Here is a 23,012-nt window from a genome sequence, read left to right as displayed (position 1 = left end):
ATCGCGGGTATGCCGATCGTGAATTCGCACAGCGCTGACGCGGAGGTCATCGATTCGCGGAGCGGCGGTACAGGATGAGCGACGCAGGTATGCACACCGCCAGTATGACCAGGGCCGAACCGACCGAGTAGCCGACCGCGTGGTCGGCGACCCATCCGGTGGCCTCGGGGAAGGTCGGGGGCGCCTCGTTGCCGAAGAGCTGCCGGGAGGCGGTCGCCACTGCGGTCACCGGATTCCACTCGGCGATCGCACGCAACGGCCCGGGCAGGCTCTGGGCGGAGATGAAGGCGCTCGACAGGAAGGTGACGGGGAACATCCACAGGAAGCCGATGCTCTGCGCGGCTTCGACATTCGGCGCGGCGAGACCGGTCACCGCACCCACCCACGCCATGGCGAGCGCGAACAGGCCGATGATGCCGAAGGCGAGGGCGGCGTCGCCCGCGCTGCCGTACACGCGCCATCCGATCGCCAGGCCGCAGGCGACCATCACCGCGAGACCGACCACGCCCAGGAGCATGTCGGAGGTGACCCGACCGCTGATGACGCCCAGCCGGGACATCGGCAGCGACCGCAGCCGGTCGACGATGCCGTCGGAGGTGTCGTTCGCCAGACCGACGGTGGTGAAGGCCGCGTTGAACACCACGGTCTGGGTGAAGATGCCGGCCATCAGGAATTCGCGGTAGGAGCCCCCGCCGAAGGTCGCGCCGAAGACGTAGGCGAACAGGAACACGAACATCAGCGGCTGGATGGTGGCACTGATGAGCAGTGTGGGAATTCGCTTGACGGTGAGCAGGTTCCGCTCGACCAGTACTGCGGTGTCAGTGAGCATGGAGTCGATCCGATCGGGTCGTCGGGGCGTGGGAGAGGTCGGGATCGGCGTCGGACACCTTCGGGATGACGGTGGTGTCGGCGTCGGCCGTCGCCTGTGCTCCGGCACCGCGGTCACCGCTGCCGTCGCTCGCCTGCGTGTTCCGCTCCGTGAGCGCCAGGAACACGTCGTCGAGGGTCGGGGTCGCGACGGTGGCGTCGACGACGTCGATGCCGACGGCATCCAGTGCCCGGACGGCGGAGACCGCGCTGCGCGTTCCCTCGTCGACCGGTACCGACCACTTCGTGACTCCGGCAGCCGTCTGCTCGGCGAGGGGTGCGTCGGTGCGGTCCGGGTCCTCGAGTCGTTCGGGCATCCCGAGTCCGACCTCGGCGAGTGTGGTGGCGACCAGCTCGTCGTGGCGGCCGTCGTCCGAACGCACCTCGATGGTGAGAATCGAGGCGCCGGTGGAGGCCTTGAGAGCGGCGGCGCTACCCTGTGCCCGGATGCTGCCGTGGTCGATGACGGTGATCTCGTCCGCCAGCGCATCGGCCTCCTCGAGGTACTGCGTCGTCAGCAGTACGGTCGCACCGCCCGCGACCTGTTCGGTGATGACCTCCCACATCTGTCGGCGACCTCGCGGATCCAGCCCGGTGGTCGGCTCGTCGAGGATCACCAGTGACGGCCGGTTGATGAGGGCACCGGCGAGGTCGAGCCGCCGGCGCATACCGCCGGAGTAGGTGCGCATCGGTCGGTCGGCCGCGTCCTGGAGCGCGAGGTCGGCGATCAGTTCGCGCGCCCGCCCGGAGGCCTCGGCCCGCGACAGTCCGTAGAGCTGCCCGACCATCCGCAGGTTCTCGAAACCGGTCAGGTTCCCGTCGACGGCCGCGTACTGGCCGGAGACGCCGATGATCTTGCGGGCGGCACCGGGATCGGCGATGGCGTCGACCCCGTCGACGAGGACGGTGCCCTCGTCGGGCTTCATCAGGGTCGCCACGGCGCGGACGGTCGTGGTCTTGCCCGCCCCGTTGGGTCCGAGCAGCGCGTGCACGGTGCCCGCGGGCACCGTGAGGTCCAGGCCGTCGAGGGCCTGAACGCGGCGGCCACGGCCGAACAGGCCGGTGCGGAATGTCTTTCGTAGGCCGCGCAGTTCGAGGGCGTTCGGCGCGGGGGTGACCGTGTCGGTGGACATTCCGCCGGGAGTCGTGTCCGGCGATGCGGTGTCCGCCGAGGTCGTGTCAGCCATACTGTGCCGCCCCATGTGTGACCTCCCTTTCAGTGTTCTGCGAACGTTCCATCGACCGGATCAGACTGGCGGGCCTCATGTCTCGCCAGTTCTCCTCGACGTACTCCAGGCACTCGTCGTGACCCGACGGACCGAACACGACGCGCCAGCCGTCGGGAACGGGGGCGAAGTCCGGCCACAGGGAATGCTGGTTCTCGTGATTGACGAGGACGCGAAAGGTCCCCTCGGTGTCGTCGAACGGGTTCGTCATGATTCCTCCTCCTGTGCTGCGATTCCCGGTGTGCCCGGGCCAGCCTCGATTGCGGTCATCCACTCGGAGACGTTCTCCGGCAGCAACATCCGCGCGTGGGTACTGGTGGCCTCGATCTCGACCACGCGACCGGTGACCTTGGTGTGCCAGCCGGCGACGGCCGGTGGACTGTCGTGGGCGTCCACGGTCGCGGTGACGAAGGTGAGGTCACCGTCGAAGACGCGGGGCTGCCAGTTCCGCGCCAGCGGTGACGCGTGCCGGAACACCTCGTGGACGGTGGTGAGGGTCTCCTCGGACAGACCGCCGAGTGCTCCGCCCGCGGCGGAGATGATCCGGAACGCGTCGGCGACCGTGGGTTCGGCGGAGTCGCCGTCCGGGGTGACGTCGTCGGGGACGTCGAGTCCGAACTCGCGCATCAGCTCCGCGATCGACGCCTCGGTGTCGAGGTCGGGCCGTTCGGCGACGACATAGCTGTCGAGCAGGACGAGTTGCTCGACGGTCTCGCCCGCCTCCTGCAGCTGAACGGCCATCTCGTGGGCGATCAACCCGCCCAGCGACCAGCCGAGCAGGTGGTAGGGCCCCTCGGGTGCGACCGTGCGCAAGCGCGCGACGTAGACCTCGGCGAGGTCGGCGATCGTGCGCGGGCACGGGTCGCCGGCCAGCGCCGGATGCTGCAGGCCGTAGACCGCGCGGTCGGCGGGCAGGTGGGGAAGCAGCGAGGTGAAGCTCCAGGACAGGCCGATCGCCGGATGCACCACGAACAGTGGTGCAGGAGCGTCGTTTCCGGCGTCATCCTGGACGCGGCGCAGCGGCAGCAGTGTGTCGAGGCCCGACGTCGACGGACCGTCGGTCCGGTTCGGATCCGCCTCCCCGTCGAGCAGGTCGGCGAGTTCGGCGGGACTCGGAGCCCCGAACAGCGTCTGCGCCGCGACGTGGTGCCCGGTGAGTTCGGTCAGTCTGCTGGTCACCGCGGTCGCCATCAGTGAGTTGCCGCCCAGGTCGAAGAACCCGTCGTCGGCGCCGACGACGTCGATGTCGACCTCGAGGACCTCGGCGAAGACGCGGGCGACGGTCGCCTCGGTCCCGGGTGCCGGTGCTCTCCCCGAGGCGGACACGGCCGGCGTCGGCAGCGCCGCCCGGTCGAGTTTGCCGGTCGGGGTCAGCGGGATGTCGTCGAGCACGGAGACCGACACGGGCACCATGTGCCGCGGCAGACGACGCGCCACCCGGCGCCGCAGATCCGCGGGGTCCGGATCGGACCCGCGGGTCGCGGTCACGTAGCTGCGCAGGATCGCCGCGGTTCCGGTGCCGTCCACCAGCGTGACGGCGAAGTCGACGTCGGGTTCGGCGGCGAGCGCGTCGTCGATCTCACCCAGTTCGATGCGGAACCCGCGGACCTGGACCTGGGTGTCACTGCGGCCGACGTAGGCGAGCTGCCCGTCGGCGGTCCAGCGGACCAGGTCACCGGTGCGGTACATCCGCTGCCCGGCGAACCGCGGCCCGGTGACCATCGGAGCCGGGACGAAACGCACGGCGGTGAGCCCGGGTCGACGGTGATAACCGCGCGTGAGCTGCACGCCGGTCAGGTACAGATCGCCGGTGACGCCGGGCGGCACCGGGTGCAGCCGATCGTCGAGGACGAGTGCGCCGACGCCGTTGTTCGGGGTGCCGATCGTCAGCGGCGTGTTCGGGGTCAGCGAACGGCTGCCGGTCGTGATGATCGTCGTCTCGGTGGGGCCGTAGACGTTGATCATCGTGCGACCTGGCGACCAGCGCCGCACGAGATCGGCCCCGTAGGCCTCGCCACCGACTGCGAGAGCGCGCAGGGACGGCACAGCGGCGGGATCCATGCTGGCGACCGCGGCGGGGGTGATGAACGCATGCGTCGCCTGGCGCGCACTGATCACGTCGCTGAGCGCGGTACCGCCGTAGACGTGCGGTTCCACGATGGTCAGCGCCGACGAACCGGCCAGCGCGAGGAGCATTTCCAGCACCGAGGCATCGAAACTCGGTGAGGCGAAGTGCAACACGCGTGACGTGGGTCCGGGATTCATGCGCTCGGCGAGCTCGTCGTGCACGGCACGCAAGCCGCTGTGCGGGACCAGCACGCCCTTGGGCTTACCGGTCGACCCCGATGTGTAGATGATGTACGCCAACTGATCCGGACGGATCGTCGACTCCCGCTCGGCGTCGGTGATCGGTGCCGGTGACGAGTGCTTCATGCGGGTCCGGGTCGGCGCCGCGTCGAGGACCAGGGTCGGTACGTCGTCTCCGGCCGAGCTCTCCCGGATGCGTTCCCAGGCGGACGACGTCGTCACGAGCAGCTGCGCGCCGCTGTCGTCGAGCATGTGCGCGATCCGGTCGGCGGGATACTCCGGGTCGATCGGGACATACGCGGCGCCGGCCTTCACGATCGCCCAGATCGCCACCAGGGAATCGATGGAACGGCTGATCGCCATCGCGACCACCGGCTCCCGGGACGACCGGACGTCGGGACCCACGGTTCCCGGCTCGTCGTCCGTCCGTGCGTAGGCGCCGACCCCGCGGCCGAGCAGCACCCGGGCCAGCCGGTTCGAGCGGGCGTCGAGTTCGGCATACGTGAGTGTCTCGGGGGCGTCGCCGTCCCCGGTGGGCTGCCCGATGACGGCGAGTCCGTCCGGGTGACGTCGCACGGCGTCGGCGATCAGCATGTCCAGCGTCGTCGGCGCCTGGCCGCGCGGGCCCAGAGCGGGGGTGCGCTCGGCGACCTCGAGTGGGTCGGTGATGCGGATGTCGCCGATCGCGCGCCCGGGATCGCCGAGCATCCCGCGCAGCACACGCATCAGACGTGTCCCCAGCATCTGGGCGTCGTCGTGGCCGTATCGGGCGGCGTCATAGGTGATCTGGACGGCGGCGTCGGTGTCGGCATCGGTGGCACCCAGGCCGGTGACGGTGAACTGCAGGTCGAACTTGGCCGCGAGCGAATCGAATTCGGCCACCTCGGCGAGGAGTCCGTCGTCCATCGGGACGGCGGCCCCGGCGAGGGAGTCCGCGCCGCCGACCGGCGTCGGTGCGCCGCCGGCGAAGTCGTGCACCGACAGCGCCACCTGGAAGATCGGGTGACGTCCGTGTGCGCGTTCGGGATTGAGCGCGGACACCACGTCATCGAACGGCACGCCCCGGTGATCGAGGGCGTCGATGTCGGAGTCGCGGGTACGGCGGACGAGCGCGGCGACGGTCTCCGCGCTGCGCAGGTGGCTGCGCAGCGGCACCATGTTCACGAACATGCCGACCACGCCGCTGTAGTCGCGGTCGACGCCGGCCATCCCGGTGCGGTTGTCGACGGGGCTGCCGATCACCAGATCGTCACCGACCCCGAGGCGGTGCAGCAGGATCGCGAGCGCGGTGTGCATGACGGAGAACGGAGTCGTCGACTGCTCCCGGGCGAAGGCGGTCAGGCCCGCCCTGGTGTGTGCCGGAAGCTTGAGGCTCACCGACCGGGCGCCGGATTCGCGTCGCCCACCGGTCACCGGTTCGACCGTGCTCTCGGCGGGCGCACCCGCGAGGTGCTCGGTCCAGAACCCCAGCTCTTCTCCGCCCGCGGGCGCTGCCGCACTCTCGACGGCGTGGTCGCGGTAGTCGAGTTCGGCTGCCGCCCAGGGCTCGGCGCGGCCGGCGCGTCGTTCGCGGTAGGCCTGGGCCAGGTCGCCGACGAGGATCGGCAGCGACGCGCCGTCGGCCGCGATGTGGTGCACGACGAGCATCAGGACATGCGCGGGATCGTCGTCCCGGGTGCCGGGCTCGACGAGGAGGGACGCCCGGAGCGGGGCCTCGGTGGTCGGGTCGATCGGCGTCGATGCGAGACGCGCGATCTCGCTCATGAGAGCGTCCGTGTCCGCGGGAGCGACCGGGGTCAGCGCGCCGACGACGGCCTCGGGGTCGTCGAGCACCCGGCCGGACGGGGTGCCGTCCGCGGCCTCGAAGACCGTCCGCAGGCTCGTGTGCCGTGCGACGACATCGGTCAGTGCCCCTCGGAGGGAGTCGACGTCGACGTCGCCGGCGAGTCGCAGGACGAAGGGCATGAGGTATTCGGTCGACGCGGGGTCGGCGACCGCCAGCGACCACAGGCGGCGCTGGACCGGTGCGAGCGGGAACTCGTCCCGTCGGACCGGGCGGCCGGTCGCGTCGTCGGCGACGGCTTCCCAGTCCTCGGGCAGGCTGATGAGGCCGGCGAGCGCCTCGGCGGTCGGGTTGTCGAACACGTCCCGGACGCGGAGCCGGCCGTCGATCGACGCCCGGTTGATCCGGCTGACCAGCGTCGTCGCCTGCAGCGAGGTGCCGCCCAGCAGGAAGAAGTCGTCGGTGGCCCCCACCTCGTCAGGGGCGAGCCCGAGCACGTCGGCGACGATCTCGACCAGCGCGGTCTCGGCGTCGGTCCGCGGCGCGCGGCCGGCGGACGAGATGCTGCTCGCCGAGGGTTCCGGCAGCGCCCGGCGGTCGAGCTTGCCGTTGCCGGTCAAGGGGATCTCGTCGAGCACGACGATCGCGGACGGGACCATGTGGCGGGGGAGCCTGCGGCGCATGTCCTCGAGAACCGTTGCGGTGTCCAGGGTCCCGCCCGAGCTGGTGACGTATCCGACCAGGGTGGCCGATGCGCTCTCGCCGCGGACGACGGTGGTGGCGAAGTCGACCCCGTCGACGGCCGCCAGCGCGGCGCTCACCTCGTCGAGTTCGATGCGGAAACCGCGAACCTTCACCTGGTTGTCGCTGCGTCCGTGGTAGGTCAGCGCGCCCGCGGCATCGCGGTGGACGATGTCGCCGGTGCGGTACATGACGGTTCCGCGGCCGACCGGGGACGCCACGAATCGTCCGGCGGTCAGGCTCCGCCGGCCCAGGTAGCCGCGTGCCACTCCCGGTCCGGCGAGGTAGAGCTCGCCGGGGACGTGGTCGGGCAGCGGGCGCAGCCGGTGGTCGAGGACGAGTGCGGTGCACTCGTGGACCGGTGTGCCGATGGTGATCGGGTCACCCGGGTGCAGTGGCGTCGACATCGCGGCGACGATGGTCGTCTCGGTGGGTCCGTAGCAGTTGATGTAGCGTCGGCCGGTTCCCCAGCGCGCCACCAGCTCCGGGGTGCTCGCCTCGCCGCCCACACCCAGGGTCCGCAGGTGGGGCAGCGGATGCGGCGCGGCGGCGGCGAGCGCCGACGGGGTGATGAACGCGTGGGTCACCTCCCGTTCGTCGAGGAACTCGACGAGTTCGTCTCCGCCGTAGATCGTGGTCGGCGCGACCACCATCGTCGCGCCGGACTCGACCGCGAGGAGGAACTCCAGCATCGATGCGTCGAACGAGGGGGAGGCGAACAGCAGGGTGCGGTCACCCGGGCCGACCTCGTACCGTTCCCGCTGGCTCGCCGCGAAGGCGGCCAGGCCGCGATGGGTCACGCTGACGCCCTTGGGTTTTCCGGTGGATCCCGAGGTGTAGACGATGTAGGCGACCGAATCCGGGTGCCGCACCGGGGAACCCAACGCCGAGCGCTCGCTCGTGCACAGGTCCTGCGGGGTGAGCCACCAGATGTCGTGCGGCACATCGCGGCGGTGATCGGAGCCGCTGATGCCGAGGATGGCCCCGGAATCGGCGATCATGTGCGCGATCCGCTCGGCCGGGTAGCGCATGTCGACCGGCAGGGCGGCGGCACCGGACTTGGCCACCGCCCATGTGGCGATCACCGACTCCAGGCTGCGATCGACGGCGATCGCGATCACGTCCTCCGGTCCGACCCCGAGATCGCGCAGCACGCGGGCCCAGCGAGCGGAGATCTGGTCGATCTCGGCGTAGGTGAGGGTGCGGTCGCCGTCCTCGATGGCGACTCGATCGGAGTGATCGATGACGGTGTCGGCGATGATGTCGGCGAGGTGTCTCGGCTCGACGGTCCGGTCGTCGTGGACCTCGGCGTCGATGGTGTTCGCGAGATCGTCGCCGACGGCGAGGTCGTCGAGAGGTGTGGACGGGTCCGCGGCGACCGTACGCGCGAGGTCGACGAACATCCGGGCCAGTTCGGTGACACGCTCGGAACTGTGGACGTCGGTCGCATAGGTGAACCGCGCGCGCCCGTTGCGGATTCGCAGCTCGAGGTCGAAGCGCACACCCTCGGTGTCGATCTCCTCGGCGACGATCTGCAGGCCGGGCAGGTCCACTCTGGTGTGGTCCGGCTCGAGGGTGTCGGAGACTCCGGCGTCGAAGGCCAGGGCGATCTGGAACACCGGATGCCGGTCCGTCCGAGGCGGATTGAGCATCGAGACGATCTGCTCGAACGGCATGTCGGCGGCCGAGAGTGCTTCGAGATCACGGTTGCGGACGGAGTCGAGCAATGTCGCGAACCCCTGACTCCCGTCGACCGGGGTCCGGAGGACGACGGAGTTCACGAACATGCCGACGATCTCGGCCAGGCGGGGATCGGCGCGTCCGGCGACCGGGGTGCCGATGACGATGTCCGATGCCGAGCCGGCGACGTGCACCTGGGGGTCGGCATTCAGCCGGTGCAGCAGGGCGGCGAACACCGCGTGCACGCACATGAACTCGGTCGCCCGGCCGTTGCCCAGGGCGCTGAGGCGGTTGCGCAGCCCGGCGTCGAACTCGACCTCGACGACACCCGCGGTCCGGGTGGCCCCGGCCGGTGCGTCGGGTACGAGGATCGGTCCGACATCGAGGCCGTCGAGGTCCTCTCGCCACCGGTCGGCCAGATCCGGCCGGGTGTCGAGGTACTGTGCCTGCCAGCGCAGGTAGTCACGGTAGTCCAGGGCCCCGGGGTTGGCGGTGACCGTGGGTTCGGTGCCGTTCTCGGCGGCGGTATGCAGCTCGGCGTACGCGCGGGTGATGTCGCGGTGCAGCGGCACCATCGACCAGCCGTCGGCGGCGATGTGGTGGATGACGAGGGTCAGCTTGTGGTGTGCCGCGTCGCCGTCGATCCGGTGCAGCGCGACCCGCAGCGGCACGTCGGCGGTGAGGTCGAACGGACGGCGGGCCAGCGCCTGCGCGAGCTCCGGCCAGTCGGTCGCGGTCGTCTCGGCGACGGTGAGGTCGGTGTGCGCCTCGTCGACGGGACGCACGTCGAGGACGGGTCGTCCGTCGTGTTCGGGGTAGACCGTGCGCAGCATCTCGTGGCGTCCGACGGCGTACCGGAGTGCGCCGGACAGCGCTGCCACGTCGAGGTCGCCGCGGAGATCCAGAGCGAAGGCGATGGCGTAATCGGCGGTCGGCGAGCCGTTCTCGACCTCCATGCGGCGTTCACCGGCGTCGGAACCGGCCGCGAGCTGGTTGAGGAACCACAACTGCTGCTGGGCGGGCCCGGGATGGGCCGGGCGGTCCGGATCGTGCCGCAGGTCGGGCAGGGTGTGCGTTTCGACGACAGATGTGTCGCCCGTGTCGGCGCCGCCGAGCCGGGCGATGCCGGCGACGGTCGAGTGGTCGAAGACCTCGCGGACGGGGATGCGACGCCCGGTGAGGTTCTCGAGCGCGCCGACGATCTGGGTGGCCAGCAGCGAGTTGCCGCCGAGATCGAAGAAGTCGTGATCGCGCCCGATGGTGCCGGGTTCGAGCTCGAGACGCTCGGCGATGAGGTCGGCGACGGCCCGCTCGATCGGGGTTCGCGGCGCGACGAACGCGACGTCTCCGCCGACCGACGCGGCTTCCGGCGCCGGCAGTGCCCGGAGGTCGACCTTGCCGATCGGGGTCGTGGGGATCTCGTCGAGTTCGATGATGGCGGACGGGATCATGTGCCGAGGGAGCCGTTGCGCCAACCGGTCCCGCACCGCCGCGGCCTGACCGTGCTCGCCGTCGGTGACCGTCACGTACGACACGAGATGCGCGCGGTCGCCTTCGCCGTGCGTGGTGGTGACGGCGGCACGGACAGCATCGTCGGCGACGAGGGCGGCATCGATCTCACCGAGTTCGATGCGATGCCCGCGGATCTTTGTCTGGTGGTCGGCGCGCCCGCGGAACTCGAGTTCGTGGTCGGGGGTCCAGCGCACGAGGTCGCCGGTGCGGTACATCCGCTCACCGGGATCGCCGTACGGGTTGGCGATGAACCGCTTCGACGTCAAGGGCCGGACACCGTGGTAACCGCGGGCGAGATGCTCACCGGCGATGTACAACTCGCCGATCGCGCCGGGGGCCACCGGGCGCAGGCGCTCGTCGAGCACCACCGCGGAGATTCCGCGGATGGGCCGGCCGATCGTGAGCGTCGTGTAGTCGGGGCTGATCGGCGACGACACCGCGGCGACGACGGTGGTCTCGGTGGGACCGTAGGCGTTGAACAGCTGCGGGCCGCTCGACCAGGTGCGCACCACCTCGGAGTTCGGGTGCTCGCCGCCGATGACGAGAGCCTCCAGGTCGGGGACGTCGTCCGGGGACATGGTCGTCAGCACCGACGGGGTCAGGAACGCGTGCGTGATCCGCGCGTCGCGCATGAGCTCGGCGAGCTCGGCGCCGCCGACGATTCCCGGCGGGACGATGTGCATCGTCGAGCCGGCGGAGACGGCCATCAGGATCTCCAGCACCGACGCGTCGAAGCTCGGCGAGGCCATGTGCATGGTCCGGCTCCGGGGGGTGATCCCGTACTGGGTGACCTGCTGCGCGCCGAAGTCGGCGAGTCCGCGGTGGCTGACCACCACGCCCTTCGGTGTGCCGGTGGTGCCGGAGGTGTAGATCAGGTAGGCGGGCTGGTCGACGTCGAGGACACCGAGGCGGTCCGAATCGGCCACGGGGGCGGGCGATTCGGCGTCGATGCGGTCGCGGGTGGCCGGGTCGTCGAGCACGACGGTCGTGATCTCGCCCCCGGCGCGTGGATCGGACGCGCTGTCGGTGACGAGCAGCTGCGTCCCTGAGTCGGTCAGCATGTGTTCGATGCGAGCCGCCGGGTAGGCGGGATCGACCGGGACCCAGGCTGCGCCGGTGCGGGCGATCGCCCACATCGTGGTCATCCACTCCACGCCTCGCGGGAGGGCCACGGCCACATGACGTTCGGGACCGGCCCCGCCCTCGATGAGCAACCGCGCCAGCCGGTTCGACGCCGCGTCGAGCTCTCGATAGGTCAGCGACCGGGTGCCGTCGGTGACCGCGATGCGGTGCGTCGAGGACTCCGCGGCCGCGGACAGCAGCCGCGTCAGGTGCTCCACGGGGCGGCTGCCCTCGCCGACGGCCGGCACGAGGTCGAGACGCTCGTGCAGGTCGAGGACGGGCAGGTCGCCGACGGGTGTGCCCGGGTCGGCGGTCGCGGCGTCGAGCAGACGGATCAGGCGCGAGCCCAGCCCGGCCACCGTGTCCCGGTCGAACAGTGCGGTGGCATAGCCGATCTCGAGGGTGAGACCCGTCGGCTCGCCGGTCGCCCCGCGCACCTCGGTGAAGGTGAACTGCAGGTCGAAGGTGGTGCGGCCGGTGTCCACACGGGACGCGGTCGCCGCGAGCCCGGCGAAGTCGAGGCGGATCGCGGAGCGGTCCTCCAGGGCCAGCGACACCTGGAAGAACGGGTGGACGTTGCCCGACCGGACCGGATTCAGCTCCGTCACGAGACGGTCGAACGGCATGTCGGCGTTGTCGAACGCGTTCAGGTCGGTGTTCCGTACCCGGGCGACCAGATCCGCGAACGGCAAGTCCTTGTCGACGTCGGTGCGCAACGCGAGCGTGTTGACGAACATGCCGACGAGGTCGTCGAGGTCGGCCTCGCCGCGCCCGGACACCGGTGTGCCGACGATGACATCGGAGGTCTGCGCGAGGGATCGCAGCAGGAGCGCGACCGATGCGTGGAGCACCATGAACACGGTGGCGTCGGCATCGGCGGCGACGGTCCGGATCGCGCCGTAGGTGTCGGTGTCGATCGTCGACGTCACCGACGAGCCGGACCGGCCGGTGACCTCGGAGTCCCGGGTCCGGGGCCGGTCGAGGGGCAGTTCGGTCTCGCCCGGCGCCCCGTCGAGCGTGGTGCGCCAGAAGTCGAGTTCGGCCGCGGCGTGGGGACTCTCGTCGAGCCAGGCGTGACGCGCGGCGCTGGTCTGCGAGTAGCTGACCGGCAGTTCGGCCCAGGTGGGCTCGTTCCCGTCGCGACGTGCTCGATAGGCGGTGGCCAGGTCACCGGCGAGGGGTGCCAGCGACCAGCCGTCGGCCGCGATGTGATGGACGACCATCGTCAGGCGGTGATCGTCGTCGGCGGTGCGGACGAGGCGCGCGCGAACGGGGATCTCGGCGGCCAGGTCGAAGGGGATCGAGGCGTAGTCGCGATCCGGGCACTGCGCGATGTCGGCGGTCGCGAGGACCGGCAGGTCGACGTCGACCGTATCCGGATCGGCCGCGGAGATGCATGCCACACCGTCGATCTCGGCGACGACGCTGCGCAGCGGCTCGTGTCGGCGGACCACGTCGACGAGCGCCGCGCGGAGCGCATCGGTGTCGAGGGCGCCGACGAAGCGGACGGTGAACGGCATGTTGTAGGTGGCCGCGGACGCCGGGTCCAGTCGGGTCGCCAGCCACAGGCGGTGCTGGGCGGGGGACAGCGGCACGGCTCCGGACGCGGTCCGGCCGGCGGTGTCGTCGGCCCCGGTGGGACCCGTGGCGGCCGGATGGTCGGAGTCGACGCCGAGGTCGGTGAGCGTGGCGACGATGCCGGCGAGGTCGTCGGCGTCGAACACCGTGCGGATCCCGATCCGGTTGCCGGTCGCCCGGGACAGGCGCGACGCCATCCGCGTGGCCGACAGCGACGATCCGCCGATCTCGAAGAAGTTGTCGCTCAGCGAGACCGACGCCGACCCGGCATGCGGGGAACGCCCGGACCGGCGGTCGGATGCGTCGTCCTGCAGATCCAGCACATCGGCGACGGTGGTGACGACGAGGCGTTCGAGCGCGGTACGGGCGGGGACGAACTCGCGGTGGGTCCGTAGGTCCGGCCGGGGCAGGGCGCGGCGGTCGAGCTTGCCGTTGGCGGTGGTGGGCAGGGAGTCGAGGACCATGATCGCGGTGGGGATCATGTGATCCGGTAGCGCGGTGCGGAGTTCGGTGCGCAGGTCACGGTCGGCGAGTCCGGTGCCGGTGACGTAGCCGACGATCGCGGCTTCGCCGGCGACCAGGTCGTCGCGGATCACCACGCCGGCGGCGGTGACGTCGTCGAGGGCACTGAGCGTCGATTCGATCTCACCCAGCTCGACGCGCTGGCCGCGGATCTTCACCTGGGAGTCGGTGCGGCCGAGGTACTCCAGCTCGCCCGTGGCGTTGAGGCGGACGAGATCTCCGGTGCGGTAGAGCCGTTCGCCCGGGGTCTCGGGCGAGGCGACGAAACGCGACGCGGTCAGGTCCGCGCGTGACCGGTAGCCGCGGGCCAGCTGGACACCGCCGAGATAGAGTTCGCCGATCGCGCCGGGCGGCTGCGGCCGCAGGTGGTGGTCGAGCACGTGGACGCTGGTGTTCCACACCGGGGAACCGATGGGGATCACCGAGAGGTCCGCGCGGCAGTCGTCGTGATGGGTGACATCGATCGCGGCTTCGGTGGGACCGTAGAGGTTGTGGATCGGCGCGGCGGTCAGCGTCGCCGTGGCGCCGACGGTCGAGGGCGTCAGTGCCTCACCGCTGGTGAAGATCTGACGCAGGCTCGTCAGCATCGAGGAGTCGTCGGCGTCGAGAGCCGCGGTGAAGGCGGCCAGCATCGAGGGGACGAAGTGCACGGTGGTGACGCGGTGTTCGGCGATCACGTCGCGCAGGTACCACGGGTCGCGGTGTCCGTCGGCACTCGGCACGACGAGTGTGGCGCCGGTGGTGAAGGGCCAGAAGAACTCCCACACCGACACGTCGAAGGTGGACGGGGTCTTCTGCAGCACCCGATCATCGGCGTCGAGTGCATAGCGGGACTGCATCCACGCGAGGCGGTTGACGATGGCGCGGTGGGTGATGACCACGCCCTTGGGCTTTCCGGTGGAGCCCGAGGTGAACAGCACATATGCGGCCGCGTCGGGACCCGGGCGCGCCGGAGCGGCCCCATCGGCGTCCTCGTCGGCGCGCAGGTCGGCGAGCACCGCGTCGGTGATGACGAGATCGGGCGAGGCCACCTCGAGAATGTGGCCGAGGCGATCGGAGGGTTCGGCCGGGTCGATCGGCAGGAACGCGGCGCCGGCACGGATGACGGCGTGCAGAGCCAGGACCTGGTCGGTGCTGCGGTGCAGTTGGACACCGACGACGCTCTCGGGGCCGATCCCGCGACGCGTGAGCGCTGCAGCGATCTGTGTTGCTGCGCGGGCGAACTCGCGATGGGTGAGCGAGTGCCCATCCTGTGCATCGGTCACCGCGGTGGCGTCGGGGTGGGCGGCGGCTCCCCCGTCGAGCAGGTCGACGAGCGTGGTGTCGCCGTGGTCGACCTGTTCCCCGGTCATGTGCTCGGGGAGCGTCGCGCGCTCGGCGTCGGTGAGAACGTGCAGGTGCGACACCCTCGTGTCGTCCGGCGCGCTGACGAACGCCGTCACGAAGTCCACCAGGCGCCGGTGATGGGTGGTGATCTCCTCGGCCGGGTAGATGTTCGGGTTCGCCTCGAGGTCCAGGGTCATGCCGCCGTCGAGGCTGTCGTAGACGTTGACCGACAGGTCCTCGATCGGGCCGGTGGACAGGACGTGCAGTTCCCCCTCCAGCGGGCCGAAGTCGATGTGCTGGAAGAACAGCATGACGTTGACGAGCGGGCCGAAGAAGCCCCGTCGCGCGCCGGCCGCCCCGAGGATCTGAGAGGTGATGTCCTCATGCCGGAACTTCTGGTGCCGGACGGCGACCTTGATCTCGGAGTTGGCCGATCTCAGCAGATCGGCCAGCGTGGCCGTGTCGTCGTCGAGCGCGATGCGCAGCGGGATGACGTTGGAGGTCAGACCCGCCGAGGTGCGGAGGACATCGCGATCGCGAGCCGCGACCGGGAGACTCAACATCGCTTCGTCGCGGTCGGTGTACCGCGCGACGTAGGCGGCGACGGCGGCGGTGATGACCGAGGCCGGCCGTACCCGGTGGGTGCGGCCCAGCTCGCGGATGCGGGCGACGAGCGTGTCGTCGAGGACCGCCGAGCGAACGTCCGACAGCGGGGCGGCCGATGCCGAAAGGTTGGTGAGAGTGGTCATTTCGGGCATGTCGGCCAGATGCGACGCCCAGTGCTCACGGTCCTCGACGAACTTGGCCGACGCGCGGTACTCACGGTCGAATTCGGCGATGTCGAGCATCGACGCGGTGTCCGCGATCGGGGGAGGAGTTCCGTTCACGATCGCCGTGTAGTGCGCGGCGACGCGCAACATCATGTACATCGCGGCATAACCGTCGAAGCCGATGTGGTGACCGTGGCAGTACCAGATCGAGTGTCCCGGGCCGATTTTGAGCAGATGGGTCTCGAGGATCCGATCGGCGAACACGTCTGAACTGGCGCTTCGTCTGCGATCGATCCAGGCCAGCGCAGCCGCGCGCGGGTCCGCCGCGTCGGAGAAGTCCTGCCGTCCGAGCACCACGCCCTGCGACCGGTCGATCACCATCAGCGGTTCGCCGTCGTCGGTGGGGATGAGCCTCAGCATGGGGGCTTCGGTCTCGCGCTCGGTCAGCGTGACCGCCCGCTGCATGATGTCCGGATCGACGTCCACGAGGGGGTCGGCACCGTCCTCGGCCCGCGGACCCGATGTGTCGCCGCGGAATTCGACGTACGCGTCGATGGTCATCGGCACGTCCGGCTCGAGTTGCTGGGCGTAGAAGATGCCGCGCTGTGCGGCTGTCATCGGGATCGTCAGGCCGGTGTCGATGTCGGTAGCAATGGTGTTCCGGACCGCGTCGTCTGTGGTCACGCGTGCCTCCCCTGTGAGTGCGCCCGCACGGCAGCGTCGAACCCGGATGTGAGTGGGTTTCGAACTCCGGTCCACGAACTCGGGGCGGGTGGCCCGGAGTCGTGAACTCGCCGTCAGGCCCGCGGTTGTCGGACTGAACTGCGGAGCCGGGGAGCCTGGTGATCGTTCGGCTCACGATCGGCAGCCGAGATACCCCCGGTGCTGACACGCCCCCCGTGTTTCGCTCCCTCCCGGCGCGCGCTGGTTGCGCCGGGAGGGCTTGTATCTTTGGTCGATCTCGTCTCATGGGTGCTTCGCGTGGCGGTGCACCGCAGATGGGTCAGTGACCGAAAAAACTTTCCCGGCCCGGCGCCATCCGAAACCCGGGGCCGATGACAGGGGCATCGATTTGGCCCGGACCTGGGCATTCCCCTACACTTGTGGGGTTGCCTGCGGCACCGATGTGTCGCGAATCGGCTCACGAACCCACTGGGGCGGACGGTCCAGTTGTCACAGTCTGGCCAAAACCCCAGGCAGGCGTGTGTTCGGTGGCAACAGACCGTGTGCGTCGGGTCGGAAATCCGCCGTACATAAGAAGCCAGGTCAAGGAGACTAACGAGTGATTCAGCAGGAATCCCGCCTGCGAGTCGCCGACAACACCGGTGCCAAGGAGATCTTGTGCATCCGCGTGCTCGGCGGTTCCTCGCGGCGCTACGCCGGCATTGGCGACGTCATCGTCGCCACTGTCAAGGACGCCATCCCGGGCGGCAACGTCAAAAAGGGTGAGGTCGTCAAGGCCGTCATCGTGCGCACCACCAAGGAGCGCCGTCGTGCGGACGGAAGCTACATCCGCTTCGACGAGAACGCCGCCGTCATCCTCAAGGGTGAGAGCGACCCCCGCGGTACCCGCATCTTCGGCCCGGTCGGCCGCGAGCTGCGCGAGAAGAAGTTCATGAAGATCGTGTCGCTGGCACCGGAGGTGATCTGACATGAAGGTTCACAAGGGTGACACCGTGATCGTCATCTCGGGCAAGGACAAGGGCGCCAAGGGCAAGGTCATCCAGGCCTTCCCGAAGACGCAGCGAGTTCTCGTCGAGGGCGTCAACCGAATCAAGAAGCACACCGCCGCGTCGGCCAACGAGCGCGGTGCCTCCTCCGGCGGCATCGTGACCCAGGAAGCCTCGATCCACGTCTCGAACGTGATGGTCGTGGATTCCGACGGCAACCCGACCCGCGTCGGCTACCGCGTCGACGAAGAAACGGGCAAGAAGGTCCGGATCTCGCGCAAGAGCGGGAAGGACATCTGACATGACCACTTCTGAGAAGATCCAGCCGCGCCTGAAGACTCGCTACCGCGAGGAGATCAAGGACACGCTGAACAAAGAGTTCGACTACCCCAACGTGATGCTGATCCCGGGCGTCGTGAAGGTCGTCGTGAACATGGGCGTCGGCGACGCCGCCCGTGACGCGAAGCTGATCAACGGCGCCGTCGAGGATCTGGCCAAGATCACCGGTCAGCGTCCGGAGATCCGCCGGGCACGCAAGTCCATCGCACAGTTCAAGCTGCGCGAGGGCATGCCGATCGGTGCCCGCGCCACGCTGCGCGGCGACCGTATGTGGGAGTTCCTGGACCGCCTCGTGTCCATCGCGCTCCCGCGTATCCGCGACTTCCGCGGCCTGTCGGACCGTCAGTTCGACGGCAACGGCAACTACACGTTCGGCCTGAACGAGCAGTCGATGTTCCACGAGATCAACATCGACAACATCGACCGGCCCCGCGGTATGGACATCACCGTCGTGACGTCGGCCACCACGGACGAGGAAGGCCGCGCGCTGCTGCGTGCCCTGGGCTTCCCGTTCAAGGACAACAACGTTAAGGACAACTGACATGGCAAAGAAGGCTCTGGTCAACAAGGCCAACAAGAAGCCCAAGTTCGCCGTGCGGGGCTACACCCGGTGCAACAAGTGCGGTCGTCCGCACTCGGTGTTCCGCAAGTTCGGCTTGTGCCGTATCTGCCTGCGCGAAATGGCACACGCCGGCGAGCTGCCGGGTGTGCAGAAGTCCAGCTGGTGACTTTCACCTCTCGGATTTCGTAGCATCGATGCGCTCATAGCGCGCATTCCAGCTGCCGATTCGGCAACAGCCCCACCTCGCTCACGCGAAGTGGGGCTGTTGCTGTCAGCGGGTCGCGGCCCATTCGTCGACGAGGCGCGGAAGCTTCTTCGCGTTCGCGGACAGGGACCGCTGATAGGCGCGGATCGCCAACGCGTCGGCGACCTTCCCGACCGCCCCGCCGATGCCGGCGTTGCGAATGCGGTAGGTGAGTTCGACGCCGCGGCGAACCTCCTCGAAGGTCGCCGAGATGGCGAACTCGAGCGGTGACTCCGTCGAGGAGAACTCGGTGGCCGCGTGCGCATCCACCCGCGTGAACTCGCCGCTCCAGTCGACCGCGCGGCCGAGGCCCTTCATCTGCCCCCGCCACACGGTCCCCACCGCGACCGGCCCGTCGGTGACGGTCTCGACGCCGATCACGCCGGGAGTCAGCGCCGCCACGTGCTCCGGGATGAGGCAGTACTCCCACACGGTGGCGAGGGGCTGTCGGACGAGGACGGTCGCGCTTGCTTCGGGCATGGCGTCGACGTTACCCTCCCGTCGGATTCGGTAGCGAAAGATGGTGTATAGCACCGATTCTCGCTACGAAATCCCGGTTGGTCAGCGGCCGAGGATGCCGCCCAGCATGCCGCCGGCGCCGGACCCCGCAGAGCCTCCGCCACCGGTGCCGCCGACGAATCCGCCGGGCGGCAGTTCGGACGGTTGGACGACGACGAAACCGCGCCCGGAGAACTCGAGGGTGAACCGCTCGCCGGTGCTCCGACCCATGAGGGTGCCCAGGTTGAACGAGTCGTTGGACTTCACCGATGTGCGCAGGCTCGATGACCACGCGACCGCGGCCTGCGGGTCGGCGTAGGTCGCGGCGTCGACGTTCAGGACGACCGGGGTGCCGTCGGTGGTGATGGCGATCCGGCCGCGACCGGTGAACACGCAGTTGAACAGGCCGGCGTTGCTCATCGCCCCGGCCCCCTGCACGCGGGCGATGTCGTAGGAGAGCGACGAGTCGAAGGCGAGCACGTTGGCGCCGTTGATGGTGAGGCCGTCCGACCCGTCGAGGTCGATGAGGTGCACGTCCGACGCGGCGTCGGCGAGGAACAGGTCGCCCTGCCCGGTGACCTTCATCAGCGGGACGCCCTCACCGGTCACCGCCTGACGCATCATCCGGCCGAGCCCGCCGGAGCCGAGCGCCTCGAACTTCAGGTTTCCCTGATAGGCCACCATCGAGCCGGTCCTGGCCATCACCTCACCGGAGAGTCCGACCCGACACATCTTGCTGCCCTGCTTCTGGATCCCCTGCCCGGTGACCTCGGCGTGGGACGGCGCGAACAGATCGCTGTGCATGGGGACTCCCTGTGGTTGGGCGGTGACCGGAGGCGGCGGTGTGGACGGTGAATTCCATTGCGACGCCGGCGGTCCGGGCGTCGAAGGTGGTGCGGTCGCAGGCGCTGCCGTCGAAGGCGGCCAGGGTTGCGGATCGGTCACGTGCGGGGGTTGGCCGGGCGGAGGTGGTGGAGCGGGCTCGTCGTCGACGGTTATGCCGAAGGCTGTCGCCAGTCCGGCGAGACCGGAGTCGTAACCCTGTCCGACGGCTCGTACCTTCCAGACGTCGTTGCGACGATAGATCTCCAGACACACGACCGCCGCTTCGCTCGTGAGGCCGGCGGGGCTGAAGGTGAGGTCGGTGCCGCCGCCGGTCACCGTTGCGGTGAGCGCACCGGCGGTGGCGAAACTGGTGGGTCCCGTGCCGTCGAGGCTCGCGGCCACGACCACCCGCGCGATCTCGCGGGGCAGGGCAGCGGTGTCGATGGAGACGATGTCGGCGGAGCCGTCGGAGCGATAGCCGACGCCGGGTCCGGCGGGCTGGTTGTAGAAGATGAGGTCGGCATCGGAGCGGACCCGCCCGGCGTCGGTCAGCAGGATCGCCGAGGTGTTGACCGGCGATGCCGAGCGCACCGAGACGGTCACCGCCGGCGAGGGCAGTGGACGGTTCTCTCCGGCGGTCAGCGTGAGCACGGTGTCCATTGTGCCAACTCTTCCCATGTCGGGGTGCCTGCTGGTCGATCGACACAAGGCTGGGACGCCCGCCTCGGTCCGGACCGACGTTTGTGGTTCGTGTCGCCCCCGTCGCCCCGCCGACTGTCGCCCGAGTAGATGCACCCCGAGAAAAACCAGTGGCGCCGGCAGGCGCCGTCGCGACACCATGAGCGGGCAATCGAGTCCACGGATGCCCGCAGGCATCCTCCACCATCACGTGATCGGCGAATGAACCGCCGGCACACCGTGTTCGAGCGTCAGGAGGTCGCCATGACCGCACTGGTCCTTGCCATCGTCAGCGGGATCATCCTGCTCGCCGTCGTCACCCGCACCCTGATCGTCACCGTCCGGGATGACCGGGGGCGCATGCCTTATCGCGCGGGTTATGACACCCGGCGTCCCTCGCCCTGAGTGCGCGTCGTCTGATCTGGGTGTGGCCCAGCCTCACTCCGCCTTCTTCAGCACCGCCAGCACGGTCAGGAGCAGGATCTTGATGTCGAGCCACAGCGACCAGTTCTCGATGTAGTAGTTGTCCCACTCGGCGCGGTCGGCGATCGAGGTCTGGCCGCGAAGGCCGTGCACCTGCGCCCACCCGGTGACCCCGGCTTTCACCCGGTGGCGTTCGCCGTACCGCCGGATCTGCACCTCGAACAACGAGACGTACTCGGGACGCTCGGGTCGTGGACCGACGAGACTCATGTCCCCGCGGATCACGTTGAGCAACTGGGGCAGTTCGTCCATCGACGTCGAACGCATGATCTTGCCGATCTTGGTGCGCCGGTCGACCCCCTCGACGCCGCCGGGAGCGCTGCCCTCGGTGGGGCGGAATTTCTCCGCGTCGGGGTCCTCGGGCCGCATCGAACGGAACTTCAGGCAGTCGAACACCCGCGCGTTGCGACCCACCCTGGGTTGCGCGAAGAAGATCGGCCCGGGTGAGCTCAACCGGACCAGCAGCATGAGGGCGAGGAACAGCGGTGAGATCGCTGCCAGGATCAGGGCCCCGGCCACCCGGTCGCCGATGTGTTTGGTCCGGTACTGCCACCCGCGCGGGTTGGTGTGTGGGACCGACATCAGGGGCAGGCCGCCGATGTGGTCCACCCTGCTGCGTCGACCGACGACGTCGAACATCCGCGGCACGATCCACACCTTGACGCCGTGCCGATGGGCGATACGGACAGCGGCGGTGAGTCTTTCGACATTGGTGACCGCGAAGGCCACCACCAGGACCTCGGCCTTCGTGGCACGGATCGCCTGGTCGAGTTCGTCCACTCCACCGAGCTGCGCGATCTCGTTGGTCGGGCCCTCGTCCCGATCGGCGCGGGGCGGCGCGCCGGCCGCCAGGATCCCCACCGGCCGGAGGCCGTGCTCGGGTGCCGACACCATCCGGCCCACGACCTGTGCGGTGATCGGCCCGTCGCCGATGATCAAGGTGGGGGACAGCAGGTGGCCGCTCTTGCGCAGACTCCGCTGGATGGTGTCGCGGATGAGACGGCCGAACGGAACCCAGAACAGCGCCGACACCCACACCTTGGTGACCGCGGCGCCGGGCCGGTCGTCGGAGAAGGAGAGGAGCAGCGAGCAGAGCAGGATCATCGCGGCGATCGTGCACCCGGTCATCACCCCGCCGACCTCGTCGAGGAAGCGGCGGTTGAGTCCTCGCCGGTACACCCCGCGCAACGTGAAGATGACGACGAGGATCGGCACGAAGAGGACGAGCGTCCAGAGCGGCGGGCTCGCGCCGGCGCCGCTGTTGACCCACCAGATCCCCATGGCCACTGCGATCGACGCGGAGACCACGTCGATCGACACGGTGACGATCGTGCTCAGGGGATCGTCGCGGATCAGCTCATGGAAAGTGCGTCTCGTTCCCGCGGTCGCGGGCACCGGGGCGCGCGTCGTCGTCTGCGGGATCTCGGCCTGCGAAACACGGGTCGACAAGTCCACTCCATCCGAACAGCCCCCCGTGCCGACGATTGTAGGTGCACCGGACCGTCTCGCGTGCGCCTACCGGCCACGTGTTGGGCATCGGATGCTCACCGGCAGGTCAGCAGGCATCGGGGGGCGCTCACTTCCCGAAGATGAGTTCCTGAACCAGGATCGAGAGATCGGACATGAGCTGTACTTCCGCGGAGGACCAGTGGTGCGGTTCGGAATCCCAGGCGCAGAACGTGCCGATGACATGTCCGTCGTCGTCGGCGAGCGGGATGCCGAGGTAGGCGGTCACCTCGCCGCTGACGGCGGTCGGGTGGTCGGCGAGGAGGGCGTGGTCGGCGATGTCGTCGATGATGAGGGGTGAGCCGCTGACCACCGGAAGGACGCAGAGCGAGTTGACCAGCGTCCGGGTGCTGGGGCCGTCGGGTGTCCCGGACCGGAACGCGATCGCCGCAGTTGCCTGTTCCTCAGGGGTGATGAGATTGACGGCGACATGGGGAACGCCCACGGCGTCGATCGTGAGTCGGATGGTCTCGTCGAGGCCGTGGGTCGGCGGGTCGTCGAGGAGCCCGCTGTCCTTCAGGGCGCGCATGCGCTCGGGATCGGACAGGACCGCGTGGAGCGACCTGGCCATGTCGGGATTGCGCCCGCGGACCGCCTCGAGCACGGCGAGAAGGCCGGCCTCGGGTGAGGTGTCGAAGAGCGCGGCCAGCTGGTCGGCGTCCGCGGTCGTCTCGGAGTCAGGAGTGGGGTCGTCGACGGGGTTCACCGTGTCGTCACCGTCCTCGGTGCTCGCGCTCATCGTCACTCCTCTCGCAGCCCGGTTCGACCGGGCA

General features: G+C 69.5%; 13 protein-coding genes. 5 read left to right on the top strand and 8 right to left on the bottom strand.

Annotation, left to right across the window (positions count from 1 at the left end):
• Window positions 1-46: 46 nt before the first annotated feature.
• From AC3B6C_RS00855 to AC3B6C_RS00840, 4 genes are read right to left on the bottom strand one after another with little or no spacing between them, the layout of a single operon-like run.
• The gene (locus AC3B6C_RS00855; protein WP_010842243.1) at window positions 47-829 is read right to left on the bottom strand and encodes an ABC transporter permease; all 783 of its coding nucleotides are present in this window, start codon (window positions 827-829) and stop codon (window positions 47-49) included.
• Window positions 819-2,069, bottom strand: coding sequence for an ABC transporter ATP-binding protein (locus tag AC3B6C_RS00850; RefSeq protein ID WP_488374594.1), 1,251 nt, complete (start codon window positions 2,067-2,069; stop codon window positions 819-821). The genes AC3B6C_RS00855 and AC3B6C_RS00850 overlap by 11 nt, the downstream gene beginning before the upstream one ends.
• Window positions 2,047-2,304 (bottom strand): MbtH family protein, encoded by a 258-nt coding sequence (locus AC3B6C_RS00845; RefSeq protein ID WP_010842241.1) that lies wholly within the window; start codon window positions 2,302-2,304, stop codon window positions 2,047-2,049. Before AC3B6C_RS00845 ends, AC3B6C_RS00850 begins: the two co-directional genes overlap by 23 nt.
• Window positions 2,301-16,118: a non-ribosomal peptide synthetase gene (locus tag AC3B6C_RS00840; protein WP_488374593.1), complete on the bottom strand. Its 13,818-nt coding sequence runs from the start codon at window positions 16,116-16,118 to the stop codon at window positions 2,301-2,303. Before AC3B6C_RS00840 ends, AC3B6C_RS00845 begins: the two co-directional genes overlap by 4 nt.
• A gap of 598 nt (window positions 16,119-16,716) precedes the next feature.
• Here AC3B6C_RS00840 and rplN point away from each other — a divergent pair.
• From rplN to AC3B6C_RS00820, 4 genes are read left to right on the top strand one after another with little or no spacing between them, the layout of a single operon-like run.
• Window positions 16,717-17,085 carry a 50S ribosomal protein L14 gene (gene rplN / locus AC3B6C_RS00835; RefSeq protein WP_004019493.1) on the top strand — a complete coding sequence of 123 codons (369 nt, stop codon included), beginning with the start codon at window positions 16,717-16,719 and terminating at the stop codon, window positions 17,083-17,085.
• A 1-nt stretch (window position 17,086) separates the two neighbouring features.
• Complete coding sequence (rplX, locus tag AC3B6C_RS00830; RefSeq protein WP_005197643.1) at window positions 17,087-17,404, top strand: 50S ribosomal protein L24; 318 nt, start codon at window positions 17,087-17,089, stop codon at window positions 17,402-17,404.
• A gap of 1 nt (window position 17,405) precedes the next feature.
• Complete coding sequence (gene rplE, locus AC3B6C_RS00825; protein WP_010842239.1) at window positions 17,406-17,984, top strand: 50S ribosomal protein L5; 579 nt, start codon at window positions 17,406-17,408, stop codon at window positions 17,982-17,984.
• 1 nt (window position 17,985) lies between these two features.
• The gene (locus AC3B6C_RS00820) at window positions 17,986-18,171 is read left to right on the top strand and encodes a type Z 30S ribosomal protein S14 (RefSeq protein ID WP_005197641.1); all 186 of its coding nucleotides are present in this window, start codon (window positions 17,986-17,988) and stop codon (window positions 18,169-18,171) included.
• Window positions 18,172-18,276: 105 nt separating this feature from the next.
• Here AC3B6C_RS00820 and AC3B6C_RS00815 read toward each other — a convergent pair whose 3' ends face one another.
• Window positions 18,277-18,729 (bottom strand): SRPBCC family protein, encoded by a 453-nt coding sequence (locus tag AC3B6C_RS00815; RefSeq protein WP_488374592.1) that lies wholly within the window; start codon window positions 18,727-18,729, stop codon window positions 18,277-18,279.
• An 81-nt stretch (window positions 18,730-18,810) separates the two neighbouring features.
• A complete protein-coding gene (locus tag AC3B6C_RS00810) occupies window positions 18,811-20,232 on the bottom strand; it encodes an AIM24 family protein (RefSeq protein ID WP_488374591.1) in 1,422 nt (473 codons plus the stop codon).
• A 282-nt stretch (window positions 20,233-20,514) separates the two neighbouring features.
• On the opposite strand from AC3B6C_RS00810, the gene AC3B6C_RS00805 reads away from it, so the two are divergent.
• On the top strand, window positions 20,515-20,655 hold the full coding sequence (locus AC3B6C_RS00805) for a hypothetical protein (protein WP_014927829.1): 141 nt from the start codon (window positions 20,515-20,517) through the stop codon (window positions 20,653-20,655).
• Window positions 20,656-20,688: 33 nt separating this feature from the next.
• Here AC3B6C_RS00805 and AC3B6C_RS00800 read toward each other — a convergent pair whose 3' ends face one another.
• Entirely contained in the window at window positions 20,689-22,182 is a 1,494-nt protein-coding gene (locus tag AC3B6C_RS00800) for a sugar transferase (RefSeq protein ID WP_488374590.1), read from the bottom strand.
• A gap of 127 nt (window positions 22,183-22,309) precedes the next feature.
• Entirely contained in the window at window positions 22,310-22,978 is a 669-nt protein-coding gene (locus AC3B6C_RS00795) for a GAF domain-containing protein (protein WP_488374589.1), read from the bottom strand.
• Window positions 22,979-23,012: the final 34 nt, after the last annotated feature.

The sequence above is a fragment of the Gordonia sp. 11cp genome (genome assembly GCF_057767225.1).
Note: the sequence above shows the minus strand (reverse complement) of the source record. Positions and strands in the feature narration are given on the sequence as shown.

Coding starts and splice junctions, on each gene's coding strand:
- AC3B6C_RS00820 (WP_005197641.1), top strand. CDS start 17,986: ATGGCAAAGAAGGCTCTGGTCAACAAGGCCAACAAGAAGCCCAAGTTC.
- AC3B6C_RS00810 (WP_488374591.1), bottom strand. CDS start 20,232: ATGGACACCGTGCTCACGCTGACCGCCGGAGAGAACCGTCCACTGCCC.
- AC3B6C_RS00815 (WP_488374592.1), bottom strand. CDS start 18,729: ATGCCCGAAGCAAGCGCGACCGTCCTCGTCCGACAGCCCCTCGCCACC.
- AC3B6C_RS00850 (WP_488374594.1), bottom strand. CDS start 2,069: ATGGGGCGGCACAGTATGGCTGACACGACCTCGGCGGACACCGCATCG.
- rplX (WP_005197643.1), top strand. CDS start 17,087: ATGAAGGTTCACAAGGGTGACACCGTGATCGTCATCTCGGGCAAGGAC.
- AC3B6C_RS00855 (WP_010842243.1), bottom strand. CDS start 829: ATGCTCACTGACACCGCAGTACTGGTCGAGCGGAACCTGCTCACCGTC.
- AC3B6C_RS00845 (WP_010842241.1), bottom strand. CDS start 2,304: ATGACGAACCCGTTCGACGACACCGAGGGGACCTTTCGCGTCCTCGTC.
- AC3B6C_RS00795 (WP_488374589.1), bottom strand. CDS start 22,978: ATGAGCGCGAGCACCGAGGACGGTGACGACACGGTGAACCCCGTCGAC.
- AC3B6C_RS00805 (WP_014927829.1), top strand. CDS start 20,515: ATGACCGCACTGGTCCTTGCCATCGTCAGCGGGATCATCCTGCTCGCC.
- rplE (WP_010842239.1), top strand. CDS start 17,406: ATGACCACTTCTGAGAAGATCCAGCCGCGCCTGAAGACTCGCTACCGC.